20 protein-coding genes are annotated in these 19,215 nt (G+C 40.0%); 4 read left to right on the top strand and 16 right to left on the bottom strand.

Annotated elements, in window-relative coordinates:
• Positions 1-102: 102 nt before the first annotated feature.
• From mraZ to NAF01_RS08630, 7 genes are all read right to left on the bottom strand, one after another.
• On the bottom strand, positions 103-534 hold the full coding sequence (gene mraZ / locus NAF01_RS08660; RefSeq protein ID WP_048011616.1) for a division/cell wall cluster transcriptional repressor MraZ: 432 nt from the start codon (positions 532-534) through the stop codon (positions 103-105).
• Between the two features lie 278 nt (positions 535-812).
• The gene (gene bshC, locus NAF01_RS08655; protein ID WP_197247944.1) at positions 813-2,447 is read right to left on the bottom strand and encodes a bacillithiol biosynthesis cysteine-adding enzyme BshC; all 1,635 of its coding nucleotides are present in this window, start codon (positions 2,445-2,447) and stop codon (positions 813-815) included.
• A 142-nt stretch (positions 2,448-2,589) separates the two neighbouring features.
• The gene (locus tag NAF01_RS08650; protein WP_309486291.1) at positions 2,590-2,976 is read right to left on the bottom strand and encodes a DUF3397 domain-containing protein; all 387 of its coding nucleotides are present in this window, start codon (positions 2,974-2,976) and stop codon (positions 2,590-2,592) included.
• 10 nt (positions 2,977-2,986) lie between these two features.
• A complete protein-coding gene (locus NAF01_RS08645; protein ID WP_197247942.1) occupies positions 2,987-3,880 on the bottom strand; it encodes a 2-dehydropantoate 2-reductase in 894 nt (297 codons plus the stop codon).
• Positions 3,881-4,063: 183 nt separating this feature from the next.
• Positions 4,064-5,605 carry an acyl-CoA carboxylase subunit beta gene (locus tag NAF01_RS08640; protein WP_163143082.1) on the bottom strand — a complete coding sequence of 514 codons (1,542 nt, stop codon included), beginning with the start codon at positions 5,603-5,605 and terminating at the stop codon, positions 4,064-4,066.
• A 367-nt stretch (positions 5,606-5,972) separates the two neighbouring features.
• Positions 5,973-6,185, bottom strand: coding sequence for an acetyl-CoA carboxylase biotin carboxyl carrier protein subunit (locus NAF01_RS08635; protein ID WP_076261491.1), 213 nt, complete (start codon positions 6,183-6,185; stop codon positions 5,973-5,975).
• A gap of 15 nt (positions 6,186-6,200) precedes the next feature.
• Positions 6,201-7,544 carry an acetyl-CoA carboxylase biotin carboxylase subunit gene (locus NAF01_RS08630; RefSeq protein WP_197247941.1) on the bottom strand — a complete coding sequence of 448 codons (1,344 nt, stop codon included), beginning with the start codon at positions 7,542-7,544 and terminating at the stop codon, positions 6,201-6,203.
• 263 nt (positions 7,545-7,807) lie between these two features.
• On the opposite strand from NAF01_RS08630, the gene NAF01_RS08625 reads away from it, so the two are divergent.
• Complete coding sequence (locus NAF01_RS08625) at positions 7,808-8,281, top strand: N-acetyltransferase (RefSeq protein ID WP_035328746.1); 474 nt, start codon at positions 7,808-7,810, stop codon at positions 8,279-8,281.
• Between the two features lie 78 nt (positions 8,282-8,359).
• Here the strand turns inward: NAF01_RS08625 and NAF01_RS08620 are convergent, their stop codons facing one another.
• The 4 genes from NAF01_RS08620 to NAF01_RS08605 form a co-directional block, all read right to left on the bottom strand.
• Complete coding sequence (locus NAF01_RS08620; protein WP_197214799.1) at positions 8,360-8,989, bottom strand: RsfA family transcriptional regulator; 630 nt, start codon at positions 8,987-8,989, stop codon at positions 8,360-8,362.
• A gap of 108 nt (positions 8,990-9,097) precedes the next feature.
• On the bottom strand, positions 9,098-9,856 hold the full coding sequence (locus NAF01_RS08615) for an enoyl-CoA hydratase/isomerase family protein (RefSeq protein WP_250802131.1): 759 nt from the start codon (positions 9,854-9,856) through the stop codon (positions 9,098-9,100).
• A gap of 139 nt (positions 9,857-9,995) precedes the next feature.
• Positions 9,996-10,169: a 50S ribosomal protein L32 gene (gene rpmF, locus NAF01_RS08610; protein ID WP_009791160.1), complete on the bottom strand. Its 174-nt coding sequence runs from the start codon at positions 10,167-10,169 to the stop codon at positions 9,996-9,998.
• 118 nt (positions 10,170-10,287) lie between these two features.
• Positions 10,288-10,812, bottom strand: coding sequence for a YceD family protein (locus tag NAF01_RS08605; RefSeq protein WP_048011377.1), 525 nt, complete (start codon positions 10,810-10,812; stop codon positions 10,288-10,290).
• A gap of 228 nt (positions 10,813-11,040) precedes the next feature.
• On the opposite strand from NAF01_RS08605, the gene NAF01_RS08600 reads away from it, so the two are divergent.
• Positions 11,041-12,255, top strand: coding sequence for a nucleotidyltransferase (locus NAF01_RS08600; protein ID WP_250802130.1), 1,215 nt, complete (start codon positions 11,041-11,043; stop codon positions 12,253-12,255).
• 107 nt (positions 12,256-12,362) lie between these two features.
• On the opposite strand, the gene NAF01_RS08595 is transcribed toward NAF01_RS08600, so the two are convergent.
• Both NAF01_RS08595 and NAF01_RS08590 read right to left on the bottom strand, forming a co-directional pair.
• On the bottom strand, positions 12,363-13,373 hold the full coding sequence (locus tag NAF01_RS08595) for a SepM family pheromone-processing serine protease (RefSeq protein ID WP_163143059.1): 1,011 nt from the start codon (positions 13,371-13,373) through the stop codon (positions 12,363-12,365).
• Positions 13,370-14,161, bottom strand: a complete 792-nt coding sequence (locus NAF01_RS08590) for a patatin-like phospholipase family protein (RefSeq protein WP_197247938.1) — start codon at positions 14,159-14,161, stop codon at positions 13,370-13,372. The genes NAF01_RS08595 and NAF01_RS08590 overlap by 4 nt, the downstream gene beginning before the upstream one ends.
• A gap of 327 nt (positions 14,162-14,488) precedes the next feature.
• On the opposite strand from NAF01_RS08590, the gene ylbJ reads away from it, so the two are divergent.
• On the top strand, positions 14,489-15,706 hold the full coding sequence (gene ylbJ / locus NAF01_RS08585) for a sporulation integral membrane protein YlbJ (RefSeq protein WP_197214794.1): 1,218 nt from the start codon (positions 14,489-14,491) through the stop codon (positions 15,704-15,706).
• 78 nt (positions 15,707-15,784) lie between these two features.
• On the opposite strand, the gene coaD is transcribed toward ylbJ, so the two are convergent.
• From coaD to NAF01_RS08570, 3 genes are all read right to left on the bottom strand, one after another.
• The gene (gene coaD, locus NAF01_RS08580) at positions 15,785-16,264 is read right to left on the bottom strand and encodes a pantetheine-phosphate adenylyltransferase (RefSeq protein ID WP_048011382.1); all 480 of its coding nucleotides are present in this window, start codon (positions 16,262-16,264) and stop codon (positions 15,785-15,787) included.
• A gap of 59 nt (positions 16,265-16,323) precedes the next feature.
• Positions 16,324-16,878 (bottom strand): 16S rRNA (guanine(966)-N(2))-methyltransferase RsmD, encoded by a 555-nt coding sequence (rsmD, locus tag NAF01_RS08575; protein WP_197247936.1) that lies wholly within the window; start codon positions 16,876-16,878, stop codon positions 16,324-16,326.
• A 354-nt stretch (positions 16,879-17,232) separates the two neighbouring features.
• The gene (locus NAF01_RS08570) at positions 17,233-18,636 is read right to left on the bottom strand and encodes a stalk domain-containing protein (protein WP_197214793.1); all 1,404 of its coding nucleotides are present in this window, start codon (positions 18,634-18,636) and stop codon (positions 17,233-17,235) included.
• 185 nt (positions 18,637-18,821) lie between these two features.
• Between NAF01_RS08570 and NAF01_RS08565 the strand changes: the two genes are divergently transcribed.
• Positions 18,822-19,211, top strand: coding sequence for a DUF7147 family protein (locus NAF01_RS08565; protein ID WP_076261517.1), 390 nt, complete (start codon positions 18,822-18,824; stop codon positions 19,209-19,211).
• Positions 19,212-19,215 lie beyond the last annotated feature (4 nt).

Raw genomic sequence — 19,215 nt, 5'->3', positions numbered from 1 at the left:
AATCCACCTTTCCAATCAGAGAAGCACAAGACGCATTTTAAGCATCTGGAGCTAAACAAGTATCTTTGTTTCATGGGAAATTATATTACTAAAACATTCCCATTATATATCAAACCCAATCATATTTTCCGCAATATCAGCAAAAGATTCCTCTGATTCTGCAAAATAATCTTCCCAAAGATTTTTGCTCCATATCTCGATCCGATTGGAAACGCCCAGCACTACACATTCTTTTTCCAATTTTGCATATTGCAGAAGAGGGGAAGCTATATTTATTCTTCCTTGCTTATCTATTTCACATTCAGTGGCACCTGAAAAGAAAAAACGGGTAAATGCACGGGCATCTTTTTTAGTTAGCGGCAAGCCTTTTAATTTCTCTTCAAGCTGCCTCCACTCATCCAATGGGTAGCCAAACAAACATTGATCAAGTCCGCGTGTCAAAACAAATGTTTCACCCAGGTTATCACGAAACTTGGATGGCACGATGAGACGGCCTTTATTATCAACGTTGTGATGGAACTCACCCATGAACATACCCACTGCACCCACTTTCTAACTCAAATGTACCACAATCCCCCACTTTCCTCCACATGTTTTTAATTATTCTACCACTACATTTAAAATCCTGCTTCCTATAAAATATTTGCTTTTTATCCGTTCGTCTTTTTATTACATTTTCTTTAAACTCTTTACTGTTTTTACACATGGTTTTTTAAAGGGGAAATCACAGGTGATAAAAAGGTTTCACCTTCTTTTTTATATAAAAAAGGACCTTATCCAAATGGATAAGGTCCGAAGAATAATGGCGAATATTAAATTTTTATGACTTTGTGTGTCCCATCAAAATCAAACGAGAAATGGAGTAATTCTTCAAGAAAATCTGTCCCATATTTATTAAGGTAATACAGAATATTCCACACTCTCTCCTGAGGAATTCCGCCCGGTCTCAGGGAGTTTTCCGCTTTTTCATATTTTTTTATGACCACATCATATTTTTGCTGTATGGATTTCTGGATTTTATTCTCCATGAATTCTATCTGCTTTAATAACAGCTCTTCATTTTTTTTCAACAGTGGAAGAAGGGCACTAACATCTTTTAATGTAAGCTCTTCAATAAGCTTATAATTTTGTATTAACTGATCCTTTGTTTTACGGAACTGGTCTTCTATGCTTTCATTTTTAATACTCTTTAAATAAACTTCCTTCATTGCTTCCGTTCCTGATATGAGCACAGACTGCAAATCAAGTCCTAATTCGCCAAAATCACTTTCTACAGACCGTTCTAAAAAGGTTATATTTAAACGTGGCATAATAGGAGGCATTTTCATCCCAAACCATTCAAATGCCATTTTAAGTTCAGCCCAATAGGCAATTTCTCCAGGCCCGGCAATAAAGGCAAGAACCGGAAACAGGCATTCCTGAGTGATGGGTCTTGTCACCACATTATTGCTCAGTCTTTCCGGATGATTTTCAGCAATCTCCAAAAGCTCACTCATGGTAAACTCATGGAAGCACTCTTTCCCCGTAAATACCTTTTTCTCCTGATTGAACTCCAAAAGAACCCTTTCTTTATGCTTTTCGTCATAATAGAACAGGTTGGCAGCATTTTCACTTAAATCAATGGCATTTGGAAATCCCGCATTCTTCAGGTTATGCTGCTGGCTTTTCACACGGTTTGTAATTTCTTCAAAGCCTTTAATCTGTTTGCCAAAAATACTGCTTTCAAGTTTGCGGAGCCTTGGGTCACCGGAATCAACCAGAAGAAGCCCTGTTTCTTTAAATAAATGCATGATAATGCCGGCAAAGAAATCCACATAGGTTTGGGAATGCATAATTTTTTCTTCCAATATCAAAAGGAGATTTTTTGTATGTTCGGTCTCTCCAAAAGTTTCAATGATGTCTTCCACCCATGCCCTGCACTTTTCACGGTTCAAAGGGATATTTGAAACCATTTTCTTCTCTAATACTTTTTCAGGATAAGTCATTTTTTCCATTTTATTATTCTTCTCGATAAAAATGTGATTTACTTCCTGATAGTCATGATCCTCGCCGGCAATCCAGAAAACAGGTACAACGGGAATGCCCAGCTTACTTTCCTGCTGTTTTGCAAGATGAATGATTGAGATGATTTTATGTATAGTATAAAGAGGTCCCGTCAAAATCCCTGCCTGCTGCCCTCCGATAATCACTGCACTATTTTTTTGCTTAAGCTTATTTAGCGAGTCATAAACTGCTGGGGAAGAAGGAAAACGATCCATAAACTCTCCAATATATTGAGAAAGTTCATTTCTCATAAACGAACGGCCCTTTAGTTCAGCTAACCTTGCTTTATAATCAGAATCCGAATTATAACGATAGTGAAAAAACTGCATAAGTTCTTCTGTTTGTGCAATATAATCTGTTGCAAACCGGTTTGTTGCCGGTAATGAGAGATTAAGAATCTCCATTAATGAACTTCCTTTCTCATAGCTGATCATTTTGATTTTCATCTTATGAGTATAGCATTGTCTTAATTGAAAAGAAAAAAACTTTGCTTACCTAAAGGCTTCAATTCTAAATGTTAAATTATAATATTTATAAACCTGTTTATTAAGGTATGAAAACAACGGAAGTTACCCTTTGAACCAGACCGATTAGCATCAAGATAATATAAGCTGTTAGATAGAGCAGGAAATTAAATCTCCAGAATCCTTTAAATAAGACACGCATATTAATTTCATGCTTAATTCTCCAATGAATGATAATAAAAATTACAGCTGTAATGAGCAGGGATAGAATAATCATCCATAGAAAAGATTTATCCCAGATAACGATAATTAAATAGTGAACCGACAATATAAATAAAAAAGTGCTGACATCCAAAGCAATATGTACCGACTTTTTATGTTTTTTTGTAATTTGTTTGCTGATAATAAAAACAGCCAGATACCCGAGCAGCGGTATGGTCACCAGCGTTGCAATCAGGCTTGAGAACACAGTGTTCAACTTATTTCCCCCTCTCCCTGCCTTTAATCTGACAATAAAGACTTTCTGTATAAGGAGCAGACATCTTCTTCATTTCAGCTTCCTTGAGGATATAGCCTAAAATAGCATCTATCTCTGTTTCCCTGCCTTCTTCAATATCCTTAAGCATTGAGGATCTGTTCATCCCTGTTTCCTCACAGACACTTTTCACATGGCTTAAAGCAGCTGCTTTATCAGTGATATTTAATATGGCACTTACTTCGTCAAACAACTTTAAAAACAGCTGATAATAATATTTATTCGAAAGCAGTTCACCATTTCTAACACGGAGAACTGCAGTGAGAGGGTTTATCAGACTGTTGACGATTAATTTTTGAATTAGCATTTCCAAATAATCCCCAGCGAAAACAAATGGAAAAAAACAAGATGCCGAATCGGATATTTTCTTCAAAAAATCCATATCTCCCTTTAATGCTGCCACTTTTGTGACTCCTACCCCAGTATGTATCACAGTGTCAGGCGCTGTCTTTAAGGCACCATGCTCAACACTGCCCACAAAAAGGTTATCAGCTTCCAGCATTTCTGCCCACTTCAAGTGCCCCATCCCATTTTGCAGAAACAAAAATGATCCGGATTTGCAAGCATCCATCTTCAATAAATCTATTGTCAAATCGGGAATACTGTATTGCTTAACCGCAACGATTGTTAAATCCTCTTCCCCCTTCCACTCACTAAAATGGCATGACTTAACGCGGGTACTGCTGCGGATTCCATTTCTCTCGATTGTAAGTCCGTTTTTGCGCAGCTTATTCAGCTGAATGCTGTTTCTCACATAGATACGCACATCATGATTTTCATTTAAGTAATGGGCAAACAGAAGGCCGACAGCGCCTCCTCCGATAATAGCTATTTTCATAACAGACTCCACCATTTTTACTTTTTAAACATATTTTAACAATATAAGATAAATTCATGGGTAAAAAGGAATATTTTTAACATGAAATCTAATAGTTATTTCTTAATTCCATTTTCCATCAGCTAAATCCTTTAAAAAAATCCCTTTTTCGAAAATCGAAAAAGGGATTTTTAATGATGAGTATTAAACCGGATAAACCGGATGTTTCCGGACACTAAATGTCAGTTCTTTAGTCTCATAAAGTGTAAATCGATTAATTAAAACATTTCTTAAATCTGAAGGTGCAACAATATCGTCAACAATTAATTCAGAGGCAAGCTTGTAGATATCAATTGTTTCTTTATATTCCTGCTGTTTTTCCTGAACATACTTAATCTTTTCTTTTGGATCTTCAATCGCATTGATTTTATTGGAATAAACAGCATTTACTGCTGCTTCAGGTCCCATTACTGCAATTTGTGCTGTTGGCAATGCTATGCAGCAATCAGGCTCAAATGCCGGACCAGCCATTGCATACAATCCGGCTCCATATGCCTTTCTGACAACAACAGAGATTTTCGGAACTGTTGCAGAACTCATGGCAGCAATAAGCTTGGCACCATGACGGATAATTCCGGCTCTTTCAACCTTCGTCCCGATCATGAATCCAGGGACATCCGCCAGGAATAACAGCGGAATATGGAAAGCATCACAAAGCTGAATAAACTTCGCTGCTTTGTCCGCAGAATCCACAAATAAAACGCCGCCTTTAACCTTTGGCTGGTTGGCAATAATTCCTACTGGCCTTCCGCCTATTCGGGCAAGTCCGGTAATCAGTTCCGCAGCAAAAAGCTTCTTAATTTCAAAAAAGCTGCCTTCATCAATCAAGGAATCAATACACTCATACATGTCAAATGGGGCATTTTGATTTTTTGGGATGATTTCTTCAAGGGCACGGCCGGATTTTGGCATGACGGCTTCCAGCCTCGCAGGTTTTTCTTTAAAGCTTGCCGGGAAATATGCCAAATACCTTCTTGCTGACTCAATAGCCTCTTCCTCACTATAAGCAAGGACATCACCACATCCGCTGACAGAACAATGCATGCGGGCGCCGCCCATTTCTTCCAGGGTTACCTTCTCCCCGATAACCTTTTCTGCCATCCTTGGTGATCCAAGATACATAGAAGCATTTTGATCTACCATAATAACAATATCACAAAATGCAGGTATATAAGCTCCGCCGGCCGCAGATGGTCCAAAAAGGAGGCAAATCTGCGGTATCATGCCTGAAAGCTTTACCTGGTTATAAAAAATTCTTCCTGCTCCGCGTCTATTCGGAAACATTTCAAGCTGATCCGTAATACGGGCACCGGCAGAGTCAACCAGGTATAGAATCGGAACTTTCAACTTCTCTGCTGTCTCCTGAATACGGATGATCTTTTCAACCGTCCTCGCACCCCAGGAGCCGGCTTTTACTGTTGAATCATTCGCCATTACGCAAACAGTCTGTCCGTTTATCTTTCCAACTGCAGTAACAACTCCATCTGCAGGAAGGTCATTTTCCTGGCAGTTCGCAAATTTTCCATCTTCCTCATAGAATCCGTCATCAAACAAAAGCTCAAGCCGTCTTCTGACAAACAGTTTATTTTGTGCTTCGTTCTTTTCATGATATTTTGGATGTCCGCCCGCTTCTATTACCCTGCTTCTTTCCTGGAGCGTCTCAGTTAATGTCTTTGCAGTAGTCATTCCCATCCTCCTCAAATATAAAGTGAAACTTCAATCAGGGAGGCCTTATCCCCTGATTGTTAGTCGCGTTCTAGTGTCGCTAAGATCTCCGCTAGCGCTTCGATCAATCGACACTACGAACCCGATTGGTTCAACTAAGCCTCTGCCTGCGCGTCGGCAAGTTTCACTGTATCTCACCAATCGGGCCTTTACGGGCAGTTTGACCCCCACTTATCCTCCTTTGATTCCTCTGAATCTTGAAGCGGGGGTCTTACTGCCCGTTAGACTGCGATAAATTTCAAATATAGCCAATAACCTGAATTGCAGATAGTTACACGGAGCAGACGGGGCTTAGCTGCAGCCCCTTGCCATGTATGTCCCTTCCTACTTATTCAAATACAACCAGCACATCGCCTTCATTCACAAAATCACCTATGCTGACCTTCACTTCAGCAACTTTCCCAGCAGTTTCGCTTTCGACTGGAATTTCCATTTTCATGGACTCAAGCATTAGTACTTCCTGTCCTGCATTAACCTCCTGGCCCGCTTCGACCAACACATTTAATACAGTACCTGCCATTGATGATGTAATTTCTTTCATTGTAATTTCCTCCTTTTAGTTAACGGCAAAAGCCTTCTGGGTTAGATAGGATGTAGAATAATTTCCATTACGGAAATCTTCATCTTTTAAAATTCCCTTAAATAATGGGCCATTCGTTTTAATACCTTCAATTTTCAGTCCATCAAAGAATTGCAGTGCATTTTTGATTGCTTCATCCCTTGATTGGCCATAGATAATGCATTTTGCGATCATAGGATCATAAAATGGGCTGACTGCCGTATTTGAAGCATATCCGTAATCTACTCGTATTCCCGGAGTATCTGCCCATTCAAATTTTGACAATTTTCCAGGAGAAGGCATGAAGCTTACAGGATCCTCTGCATACAGTCTAAATTCAATCGAATGGCCCTGCTGCTCTATACTGTTCTGTTCAAGTGGAAGCTTTTCCCCTCTTGCTGCAAGGAGCTGCCATTCGACAAGATCAAGTCCGGTTACTTGTTCAGTTACGGGATGCTCAACTTGAAGTCTTGTATTCATTTCAAGAAAATAAAAATTCTCCTGTTCATCTACAATGAACTCAATAGTACCGGCATTCTTATAATTGACTGCTCTGGCAGCAGTCAAAGCTGTATCATACATCTTTTGCTTTGTTTGCTCTGAAAGGAAAGGAGATGGTGACTCCTCCACTACCTTCTGATGTCTCCTCTGTATAGAGCAATCTCTTTCAAATAAGTGGACGATATTTCCATGATGATCACCAAACACCTGTATTTCAACATGTCTGGCATTCTCTATATACTTTTCTACAAAAACCTCATCAGAACCAAAATAAGCTTTAGCACGGGCCTTGGTTGAGGCAAAGGACTTAGCGAGCGCTTGCTCATTTTCACAGCGCACCATACCAATTCCCCCGCCCCCACCACTTGCCTTCAGCATGACTGGGTAACCCATATCATCAGCAAGCCTGCATGCTTCCTCGAGGGTGGAGGTTCCCTCTCCGCTACCGGGGACAACCGGCACTCCTGCTTCCTTCATTGTTTTGCGGGATACAATTTTATCCCCCATCAATTCAATCGTTTCCGGATCCGGTCCAATAAAAGCAATCCCTGCATCAATTACGGCTCTTGCAAAGCCGGCGTTTTCGGACAAAAAACCATATCCCGGATGAATTCCATCTGCCTTTTCCCTTTTGGCAATCTCTAGAATGGCATCTGTTTTTAAATAAGATTTACTGACAGGCGGTTCACCGATATTGAAAGCATATGTAGCTTCTTTAACAAATGGCAGGTCTTTATCTGCATCAGAATATATGGCAATAGTTTCAATTTCCATTTCACGGCAGGTTTTTATGATTCTTAAAGCAATTTCTCCCCTGTTGGCAATCAGAATTTTTCGCACAATCTGGCCCCTTTCTACTTGTATTAATCCTGCAATAATATATATTTCTACAATCTTCTGCTTATTTCCTGCTATTTTTGTAAACGCTTTCTGATTTTTATAAAAAAACTAAAAATATATTAAGTTTTCCATATGTGCAGAATTTTTTGTTTACTTGTTATATAATAATAGACAAAGAAGAAACCTTTCAACTTTAAGGAAGGTATTATAAAGCGTTTACATCCGCAGATGTCCTACACACCGATGGCTAAGGGGGAGATTTTATGAACTATAAGGTTGAAAAATTAAAGGTAAATTATAAAACTCTGGAAGAGTTTAAGAAATTTAAAGAATATGGATTGCAGGAGCTTTCCATGCTTGAAGACCTTGAAGCTAATATTATCGAAAACGACAGTGAGTCTCCATTTTATGGTATTTATTTTGGGGATAAGCTTGTTGCACGCATGAGCCTTTACCAGATCGAAGCAAGATTCGACCGCTATTTCGAACCTGCACAGGATTATTTAGAGCTATGGAAGCTTGAGGTTTTGCCTGATTATCAAAACAAAGGCTATGGGCAATCACTTGTAGAATTTGCAAAAGGATTTGGACTTCCTATTAAAACAAATCCGCGTGTGAAATCAAAGGCCTTTTGGGAGAAGATGGGATTTGAACCCGTTCATTATGATATGGAACGCGACCTGGGAGAGAATCCGCTTGCCTGGTTCCCTGCTGGTGTTAAAGAACAAACTCATTAAGCAGCTGTCTTCTACTATAAATGCATAAAAATAAGCGGACAAATTTCTGTCCGCTTATTTTTATTTATTTACAAGCATCTATTTCTCAACCTTTTCAGGCTTTATTTCGGGATTTACAGTAAAATTCAAGTTTTTGTGGCGGCTGACGTCCTTATGCCCAACAAGCTTTCTTGCACTTTCCATAATCTCTACCAGTGCTTTGTAATCCTGTTCCAGCGTATTTAACTCATTAATTAATTTCTCATTTTCCGCAGCCAGGTAGTACATTTGCTTCTCCAGCTCCTGAATGCGTTTCAAAGCACAGGGATCTTCTGCAGGTGCAGGTTTCTGAGCATTCTCATATAAGGCTTTTAGAAAGCCGACTAATTCATTAAACTCGATTTTCCTATTAATTGCCTGAACTGTGTTTTCGCTTTTTTCCGCCTTTTCCTCAGGAACTGCATGAAGATCTTGTTCACTTCCAGCAGCCTGCGGGTTTTTCTTCATTTCTTTTCTCTGCTTTTTTGCCAATTCAATACCTGATTTATATTGTTTTCTTACATAAGAATTCCAGCGAAATCCGCAGGCAGCCGCGGTTCTGCTTAACTGTTTGCCAACTTCTTCAAATGCCTGAAGCTGAGTTCCTCCTTCACGTATATGACGGAGCACAACTTCTGCAAGAAGCAAATCTTCATCTTGAGACCAAGCATCCTGACGGGTTGAAGACATCAGTGTATCCCTCCTAGTGTTTTTCTTTATACATATGCCAATGCTAGAAAAGATAGACTGATATCATATTATAAAATGTAACTTTATTCATCCCCGCAAAGAATACGCTTATGGCTTATTCAGGAAGCTGTCAACTTTGGCATGGTGTGCTTCTCCTTCCCATAAAACCGAACAGCGGCGCACTTCCTGGTCAATTCTCTCTTCTAAGCCTGCATTCGCCCACTTATTTACAAGAAGATCTTTATAAGCTTCCAATACCTCACTCTCAAGTCTGAGCATTCTTTCCAGAAAACTCAGACACCCATCGGTTGAATCCCCCTGAAAGACTGAATGTACGAAACCTAATTCTTTTAATTCCCCTTCAGTATATAATTTTCCTTCCATCAGCATTCTCATCGCATTGGCAGGAAGCATCTTTTCCATAATAATGGAACCGCCGCCCCAGCCGGTTGTAATGGCTAAAGTTCCCTGAATGAAACCTGCTTTTATTCCCGCTTTAGCAATTCGGTAATCACATGCAGCAGCCAGCTCACAGCCTCCGCCGATAGCTGTTCCATTCAATATGGCAATAGTTGGTTTACGCAAGAATAGCAATTTTTTTAAAAGAGCAGCCATTCTGCTTAGCATTCCAAAGGCTTCATTTTCTGTCTTTAAACTGTGAAAGGAAGATAGATCCCCTCCTGAGCAAAAAGCCTGGTCTCCCTCACCCGTAATCGCAAGCACCTTAACTGATTGCTTACCAGCCATATGAATTGCGGTCTCCAGACCATCCATAACCTCATAGTTTATGGCATTTCTTTTTTCAGGCCTGTTAATCCTGAAAATTAACAGTCCATTCTCATATTCTTCAATTATGTAAGGTTTCATGGGTGCCCCCTTAAATTTTGATTAAACTATTTTTAATATTAGCAAAAACATAGACAGGCTTGTACTTATAATGATTATATCGATGCTTTAAAACGACAAAAGCACAAGAACTAAGTTCTTGTGCTTTGTATCTAAAGGATTAGTCGTTAACTACTTCTTTTCCTTTGTAAGTTCCGCAAGCTTTGCAAACGCGGTGAGCAAGTTTCATTTCACCACAGTTTGGGCATTCCACCATACCAGGAACCTGTAATTTAAAATGGGTACGACGTTTTCTCTTCGCAGTTTTAGATGTTCTTCTAAAAGGTACAGCCATTCTTCCCACCTCCTTAAAGAGTATTAGAGGATGTCCATAGGAATTGGACAAACCCATTAAGAAAGTTATGAAGGCCAGAGCAAGCTGGTGTCTTCAAGTGCTTCTTGTTTTTCTTCCGTTATGAATCGGAAGAAGGATCATTCTGATCAAAAAATTGAGCAAGTCCGGCAAGACGAGGATCTACTTTATCCTGTTTATCCTGCTCATGAATGACCTCCCAATCCTTACCGGATTGCGGAGCTCCCTCTTCACTGCTGTCTTCGCAGAAAACTTGCATTGGGACTTCGAGTAAAAGGATCTCATGAAGGATCGGATTTAAATCAATCACATCCCCTTTTACCTGGTGAACTTCCTCTTCAGTCTCATAATCGGGACCTTTTAAGAGGAAAGTTTCAGTTGTTTCAACATTAATTGGATAATTTACGTCAACTAAAGTACGAGAACAAGGCAGTATTAAATGACCCTTTATAGTTAAATGAAAGGTCACTTTGGCAGAATCGATATCCGCACGGCCAGTCACATGCATTGGTGATGCACCGCGTATTTCCGGATTCAATTTCATGACCTCATCAGCATTGACAGTTTCATCAATGGGAAAGTCCTTGCTTCGATATTTTTGTAACTGACTTAAAGTCCATTTCATACGAATCACCCCAAGGCAACAAAGGTAATTATAGCCTTCCTATAATTATTTGTCAATATTTTTTCTTTACACTATAATGTAGCTATTATCATACTATTGAAGGCTTCTTTAGTAAAAGTTTTTTTGCGGGATTTAGAGACTTTGTCTACTGGGCAAGGCGCTCCCGCTTTTCTTTTAATACTTTTTCCAATACATATCTTTTTAAACCTTTTCGAGGAGTATGTCAATATGAAAGCAACAGGTGTAATTGTAGAATATAATCCTTTTCATAATGGCCATGCCTTCCATTTGGAGCAGGCCAAAAATATTTCAGGTGCAGAAACCATTATTGTGGTCATGAGCGGCAACTTTCTGCAGCGAGGAGAACCAGCGTTAGTTTCAAAATGGAAACGGGCAGAAATGGCACTAAAGGCGGGTGCAGATATTGTATTTGAACTTCCCTACCAGTTTGCTGTTCAGCAGGCAGATATTTTCGCAAGCGGAGCAGTATCCATACTCGAAGCAGCCGGCTGCAGCAGCTTATGCTTCGGGAGTGAATCCGGCAATATGGAAAGCTTTCACCAAACGCTGTCATTTCTCGGAAAACATCATGCTGCCTACCAGGAAAAGGTCAGAGTACACCTTGATGCAGGAGTCAGCTATCCAAAAGCATCATCCTTGGCATTCCTTGATTTGAACCCTGAAGATGAATTGGTTGACCTTTCAAAACCGAATAACATTCTTGGGTTTCAATATTTAAATTCAGCCCGCAGGATCAATTCATCTATGCAGCTGTTTACAGTTGCAAGAAAAAGCGCAGGATATCATGACGAACAATTTTCTTCTGAATCTATAGCAAGTGCGACAAGCATAAGAAAAGCACTTTTTACCGGGAAAGGAGAAATCGAAGGCATTCGCCAATATGTTCCGGAAACTACATATCAGGGTTTACTTCAATATAAAAAAGAGTTTGGTGCGTTTAATCAATGGGAACAATACTGGCCATTTTTAAAATTCCGCCTGATTCATCTAAAGCCGGAACAGTTAAGATGTATTTATGAAATGGAAGAAGGCTTGGAGCATAGGTTTTTATCAGCAGCAATTCAGGCAGAAAGCTTTCAGCAATTCATGGAAAAGATCAAAACAAAGAGGTACACATGGACAAGGCTACAACGGGCTTGTGTACATATTCTTACGAATACAGAAAAAACACAGATGCCCAATAAACCATTAAAAGCCGAATATCTTCGTCTTTTGGGGATGTCCAAGAATGGCAGGAAGTATTTAAACAAGTATAAGTCTGACTTAAAGCTTCCGCTGATATCAAGAATTTCATCACACGCTGCACAGCAGCTGCATTTGGATATCAAAGCCTCACGGGTATATGCAATGGGCATTAATGCTCCTGAGGAACGAAATCTTATGCAGCAGGAATTTAACCAGCCTCCCATTATGGTTGACTAAATTCTGATGTGCCTTCTCTTTTCAAAACGAATAGCTGAAGATAAAAAAGAAAAGCCAGCGGCATCTCTCGATTGCCGCTGGCTTTTTGCTGCCGGCTGCAAGTTTTTTTAATCCAGGTTTCTTAAATATTCCACTGCATCATCAAAAGTATCCACCGGAACGATTTTCATATCGGTCTTAATATCCCTGGCTGTTGCAGCAGCTGCTTTGTAATTGGAGTCTTCTGCACCATTTTCATTAGGCGCAAGGAAAATTTCTGCTCCTGCTTTGTCTGCTGCTACTATTTTTTGCTCGATCCCGCCTATTCTCCCGACTGTCCCTTCGGAATTGATTGTTCCGGTACCGGCTATTTTATAGCCTCCCGTCAAATCTTCTTTTATTAGCTGATTGTAAATTTCAAGAGAAAACATCAGTCCGGCAGAAGGGCCGCCAATTTCTTCACTGTCAATATTTACAGCCGGTTCGACCTCTATTTCTTTGTCGTCAACGAGAGTGATCCCCACGCCAGGTTTTCCTGTTTCCTCAAGTGTTATTAAAGGAATCGAGGTTTCCATCGTTTTATCCTGCCGTTCAAAAGTTAGTGTTATTTCACTGCCCTCCTGCTTATTGGAGACAGCGCTGATAAATTCATCTGAGGATTTGAACTCCCTGCCGTCCACTTTAAAGATGCGGTCACCTGCCTGAAGTTTGCCGTCAGCGGGCATATCAGGCAGCACATTAAGGACATATACGCCATTATAAAGATACTGAATGGGCAGGCCGGCTTTTTTATAGGCAGTTTCAATAGCAGCCAGTTTGGAAGTTGCCATCATATGAAGCTGCCTTACATTATACTCTTCATCTGTTTCATTTTCGGCCCGTATTTCTTCCACAGGATACAATTCCTGATACTTGCTGAATTTGGCAGCCATATATGCATATATATTCGCCCGGCCCATTCTTACAGTAGTCAGCATGAAGCTTCCTTGTTCTTCATAGCCGTTTTCCACCTCAATAATCGGTTCGAGTTCTTTTGCCATACCCGGCTTTGATACGTAATAAGGCAGATAATAAAACGAACTGGCCACAAGGATAACTGCCAAAATCAAGAAGGAACGGGTATAAAATTTGCTTCTCATGAATCAGGATGCTCCTTCCATTTAGTTATGTAATGATAAATACTGTCAATATGCTTTTTTGCTTCTTCTTCACCAATTTTGATGATTTCTTCAATATTTGTAAATGCGCGGGAGCTATACATTTCCACCCTGGGTTTAATCATAAAATCAGAAGCAATTTCCCGGTGACTGACAAGCTCCATCTGCATGATATCCAGACTTTGCATGATTACGTCATAGATTGAGGTGATTTCCGCATTTGTTTTTACATGTGAAACATCGATAGCGATGACGATATCAGCTCCCATTTCCTTAACAACTGACACAGGAACCCTGTCCACTACTCCTCCGTCCACTAGAAGACGGCCATTTAATTTTTCAGGCACAAATATACCCGGGATGGATATGCTTGCCCTAACAGCATCAGAAATGGGCCCGCTTTTAAAAACAATTTTTTCACCAGTCATTAAATCTGTGGCCACAACATTAACAGGAATATCGAGGTCCTCGAGGTTTTTTCCATGAGTAAATATACGGATCAGTTCCTTTACTCGTTTCCCTGCCACAAAACCCATTTTAGGAACTGTAAAATCTAAATAATACTTCCTTTTAAATGCTTTGGAAAGCTTATATAAACGATCAACATCCAGCCCCGCCCCATAAAAGCAGCCTACCATGGCACCCATGCTGCTGCCGGCAATATAATCAATCGGTATGCCGGCCTCCTTGAAGACCTTGATCGCACCCAGGTGGGCGAATCCCCGAGCTCCTCCCGAACCAAGTGCCAAACCTATTTTCGGACGCTGCAAAAGACTCCCCCCCTATTAGCCAATGGCTGATTCGAACTTATGCTTATTCTATTCTTTTTATTTCCAAAAGAAGCATACAATAAAAATTTTCAGCTGAAAATTCACATATGCCTGTACCTAATTCTATGGTCTATTTTAAAGTTCTATGAGTATATTGAGTTATATGGGGACAAGACTTGACAGCACAGACTTTATAGCAGTATACCTTTGTTCCGGATTCAGAAAAAATAAATGAAAAGGCCGGAAAAAAATAGATGCAAATGATTCTTTATTTTACCATTGTTTAAATTCATTTCACAGTCAGTACAACTTGAGGGAGGCTTGTCCGTGTTTCGTTCCAAATTAAAAACGGTTACTCTTGCACTCTCTGTAACCTTAATGGCCATCTCATTAATTTCATTTCCCCAGGAATCGGTTGATGCATCCATCAGGGGATTAGATATGTGGTGGGAAATCGTCTTCCCTTCATTGCTGCCTTTCTTCATAGTATCAGAAATGCTGATCGGCTTTGGTGTAGTTAAATTCATTGGAGTACTTCTTGAACCTTTGATGAGGCCTCTTTTCCGAGTACCTGGAGTTGGCGGGTTTGTCTGGGCAATGGGTATGGCTTCAGGCTATCCGGCCGGGGCAAAACTGACCGCAAGATTGCGGCAGGAGGGACAGCTCTCAAAAACAGAAGCAGAGCGCCTGGTTTCCTTTACTAATTGTTCAAATCCTTTGTTTATATTCGGTGCCGTTTCGGTTGGTTTTTTTAATAATGCCAAGCTTGGTGTGATATTGGCTTTGGCACATTATCTGGGCAATATAACCGTCGGTTTATTAATGAGGTTCTATGGAAAGAAGCCCAAGCAGCCTTCCCATGGTGCAAGGACGTTAAAACCATCTTTAAGGGCTGCCTTATCAGCTCTTCATCGGACAAGAATAAAAGATAATCGTCCGATAGGCAAGCTTCTTGGTGATGCAGTCATGTCTTCCATCCAGACACTTCTGATGATCGGCGGATTTATCATTTTATTCTCTGTTATTAACAAGCTCCTATTTCACATTGGAATCACGGCATTCCTTGCTAAAGGTTTAGAAGCCGTATTGTCAATATTCAGCCTGCCAGCAGAATTAAGCATCCCATTCATCTCAGGTTTGTTTGAAATAACACTTGGCAGCCAGATGACAAGCCAGGTTCAGCAGGCAACATTAATGCACCAGGTCATCATTGTCAGTTTCATACTCGCTTTCAGCGGATTCAGCGTACAGGCTCAGGTGGCGAGCATCCTGGCACAAACTGATATTAACTTCAAGCCTTTCTTCTTCGCAAGAATTGTTCATGGCTTTGCAGCTGCATTTTATGCATTCATTCTTTGGCAGCCAATTTATGAACGCTATTACAATACAGAGCAGCCATCCAATGCCATTCCAGTCGGCTTCTTTGAGAAATACTCGTTTCTCGGTAAATTAATGGATGGATTCGTCTCATCCGGACCGATTATTACCATACTCGCACTTTCAGTTTATACATTAATGCTCGCCAGGCGTTTGGATAGGAAGTAACAGCAAAACGGGTACCTATCAGGCACCCGTTTTGTTAAACCCCATACAATCAGCAGGTAAGACATCTCCGCTGATTAATTATTGAAACTTGTTTTTTAGAGCTTTTTCAACAATGTCAGGAACTAGTTCTGATATGTCCCCGTTGTATTTTGCCACTTCTTTCACAATGCTTGAGCTTAAAAACGAATATTGATTGTTAGTCATAATAAAAAAGGTTTCCACTTCATCATTTAAGACTCTGTTCATGGATGTGATCTGCATTTCATATTCAAAATCAGAAACTGCGCGAAGGCCTCGAATAACAGCATTTGCATTTACCGATTTTGCATAATCCATCAGCAGCCCCTGAAATGAATCGACTTTAACATTCTTAAGATCCTTTGTAACTTCCTCTATCAGCTGAATTCTTTCTTCAACACTAAAAAGAGGGTTTTTTGAAGAATTATTTAATACAACTACATAAACCTGTTCGAATACCTTTGCCGCTCTTTTAATAATATCCAGATGGCCGTAAGTAATTGGATCGAAGCTGCCTGGACAAACCGCGATGCCTCCCATTGTTATCCCCCTGTCATGTTCTTATTATGTATATTTTCCATTAGCATTCCCAGTATGTATTATTCAGCCCAGCTGTAAATAGAAATTGAAATTATCCCATAACTCTCATGTTTCTGCTGAACTAGTCTTCCAACAGTTTCAGGGAGCTCCACATCTGATCCATGTTCGCATAGAATCGTTCCCTGATCCGAAAGCAGATTATTCTCATCAATTACATTGAGAAGCTTAAGCAGCTGCTGCTTGCGGTATGGCGGATCGAGAAATATATAATCAAAAGCCAGATCTCTTTTTAAAATTGCCTTGAGTGCACGATCCGCATCATTTCGATATATTTCCGCCTTTTCTTCAAAATCGCAATTCCGAATATTTTCATGGATGGTCTGAATGGCCTTTCCGTCCCTATCCACAAAAATGACCTTCTCTGCTCCTCTGCTCAGAGCTTCAATGCCAAGGCCGCCGCTGCCTGCAAATAGATCAAGCCCTTGGCCACCTTCAAAATAAGGCCCAATTATATTAAAAATAGCTTCTTTTACTTTATCAGTAGTCGGACGGGTTGAGCTGCCCGGAACAGCTTTTAATATCTTTCCTTTTCTAGTTCCCGATACCACTCGCATACGATCACCACTAACCTGCAATATTTCAATTTTCCACACTGTCGAAATGGAAAACTGTTTTTTTCTATCCTATCCTACCATATCTTACAATTTGTAGCCAATCGGCAATTTGTAAGCGAAATCATCCGCTGGAAAAAAATATAGCAGGATGTGTATATCCATGAGGATTGTGGAAATAATGTAATTAACAGCATCTATTCAAGGATGTTGTTGCCAACCGCGGAGAAGACTTACGTTTCCCCATAAGTTCTTCCTCCGGTTTCTCCTCTCCCTTTGCCTTCTATCCTGAAAAGGATATAGAAGGACCCTGCAGTTAACTGCAGGGCTTTTTATTTTGTATTTATTAAGGTACTGTTAGGGCGTCAGGTGAATCCCGCCTTCTCTTTCTTCAGCAGTCACTCCGAAAAGTGCTTTAAACCATTGGATTTCCATCCATACAGTTCCGTTTTGCCTGGTTAATGGATTCATAAGCAATCCATAATCTTCTTCATTATAGATAAAAACATTTTTATTCAAATAAAACCGATAACTGTTCTTCCCTTTTGACACAAGCAGCGTTTCCTCACCGGAAAGGACCTTGACTTCATATCCTAATGCCTGCATCGCGGCTGTAAATGGCAGAAAGATCTTCCCATCCCTATATACTAAATTTATGCTCGCCTTCTCAGCACCAGATACCCATAAGTTTTTTTCTTCCTGAAAATACAGCGGGGCAAGCGGTGCTTCGTTATTGATATTCATCGTGAAAAATTGTGTGTGAAGACCTTTAGCATTGCCTAAAAGCTTGTCCAGCTTTTCTGCATCCAGAGAATCCGCCTGGAATACATTAATAAGATAATTTTTTAGTTCATCTTCGGTCAACTCTCCCTGCAATTCCTTCAGGGCTATTCTTCCTTTCGTTGAGCCGGGTTTTAAATCCAATAATCCTGCTGCGAATGCATCAATAATCCAGTCAGGATAGCCATCTGCAAATTTTCTCTTAAACTGCAAAGCTATAAGCTTTTTTTCCAGCTCGCCAACTTTAATGTGTGGAGGTGCAATCAGGATATTTTCATCCATATATTCAGGATAGCGATCGGTAAGGATAATCGACATAAATGGAACATTCCCGATGTCATTCAGTTTTTTAAAATCCAAGCTGGCTGCCCGAATACCTGCTGTGTATGCATCTGTGTTGTTTATAGCTGTCTTCAAAAGCGGTTCCGCTTGCCAGTAAAGTGATGTAACATTTCCATAGCCCTCGAAATAATAATAATCGATATGATCTAATTTCTTTTGGGCTTTTAGCTTGATTCCCGCAGCCCAGGATCCCTCTCTTTTGAAAGAATCCGAAATTGATATGGACAAGCCTTCAGCCTTTATTCCGGGGATTTTAACAAACCAATCCGTTAACAAGAATGCTTTCTTCTTTTCATTTATCGGTACAGTATACTCAAATATCATCTGATCATCAGCAGAAAAAAATGTATAATGACTTTCGTCTGCTGAATCACAGGCTTTTCCGGTTCCAGTTTTGCAATTCCATTTAAATAGGGTGTCAGGGATATCAAGCCTATATCCTTTTCGGGCAACAAGTCCGTTTAACTTTTGAGTGATTTTTAGCTCTTTCGGATGCGTTTCAACTATGATTTCCTGTGTAATCGCCCGGGAACTCTTCTTGGCAATCGCATGCTCAGAATAAGCCTGCCACTGCCACAGCACCATACCTGAAATAATTCCAGACAAAATTAAAAAAATAAATAAAGATGCCTTCCACATTGCTATGCCCTCTTAGTCATTTTTCTTTTAACCTAACAATACCAAAGGGAAGGTCATCAGTCACATTAATTTTTATAAATTTTATGATTTTTTTCCATTCTATTTTTATGCTGAAAATGATAAAGTATGGATGGACAAAAATCATTTAATAAGTGAATGCTATGAGTTTTAAGGAGGTTCTAATTTTGATACAGCGTTTTATAGAAATTGGCGAGGGATACTCAGATATTTATGAATTAATTGAAATTGCGCGGGCGAACAAGCATCGATTGTCCCACATGGCCGCTTTCCATACGAGCATCAATAATAGAGAAATGACATCCCTGGCAGTCATATTAAAGCCGACAGACCCGGGAGAATTTCAGCCGTTATATATTTGCCGTGAAGGGATTCCGAATCCAAAGTCAGTGCCAAATAAAAGGTATGATTTATTCGAGGACGCTGCGAAAGAAATGAATAAAGAAATTATTCAGCTGACAGTAAAGCCTTCTGCTATTTTTAATGAAAAGGAATTATATTATCAATATTTGATTGGAATTCTAAGGCTTAATCATTTTATTGCACCTTTGCATTAGATGA

The sequence above is a fragment of the Cytobacillus firmus genome (assembly GCF_023657595.1).
GTDB lineage: Bacteria > Bacillota > Bacilli > Bacillales > Cytobacillaceae > Cytobacillus > Cytobacillus firmus_B.
Note: the sequence above shows the minus strand (reverse complement) of the source record. Positions and strands in the feature narration are given on the sequence as shown.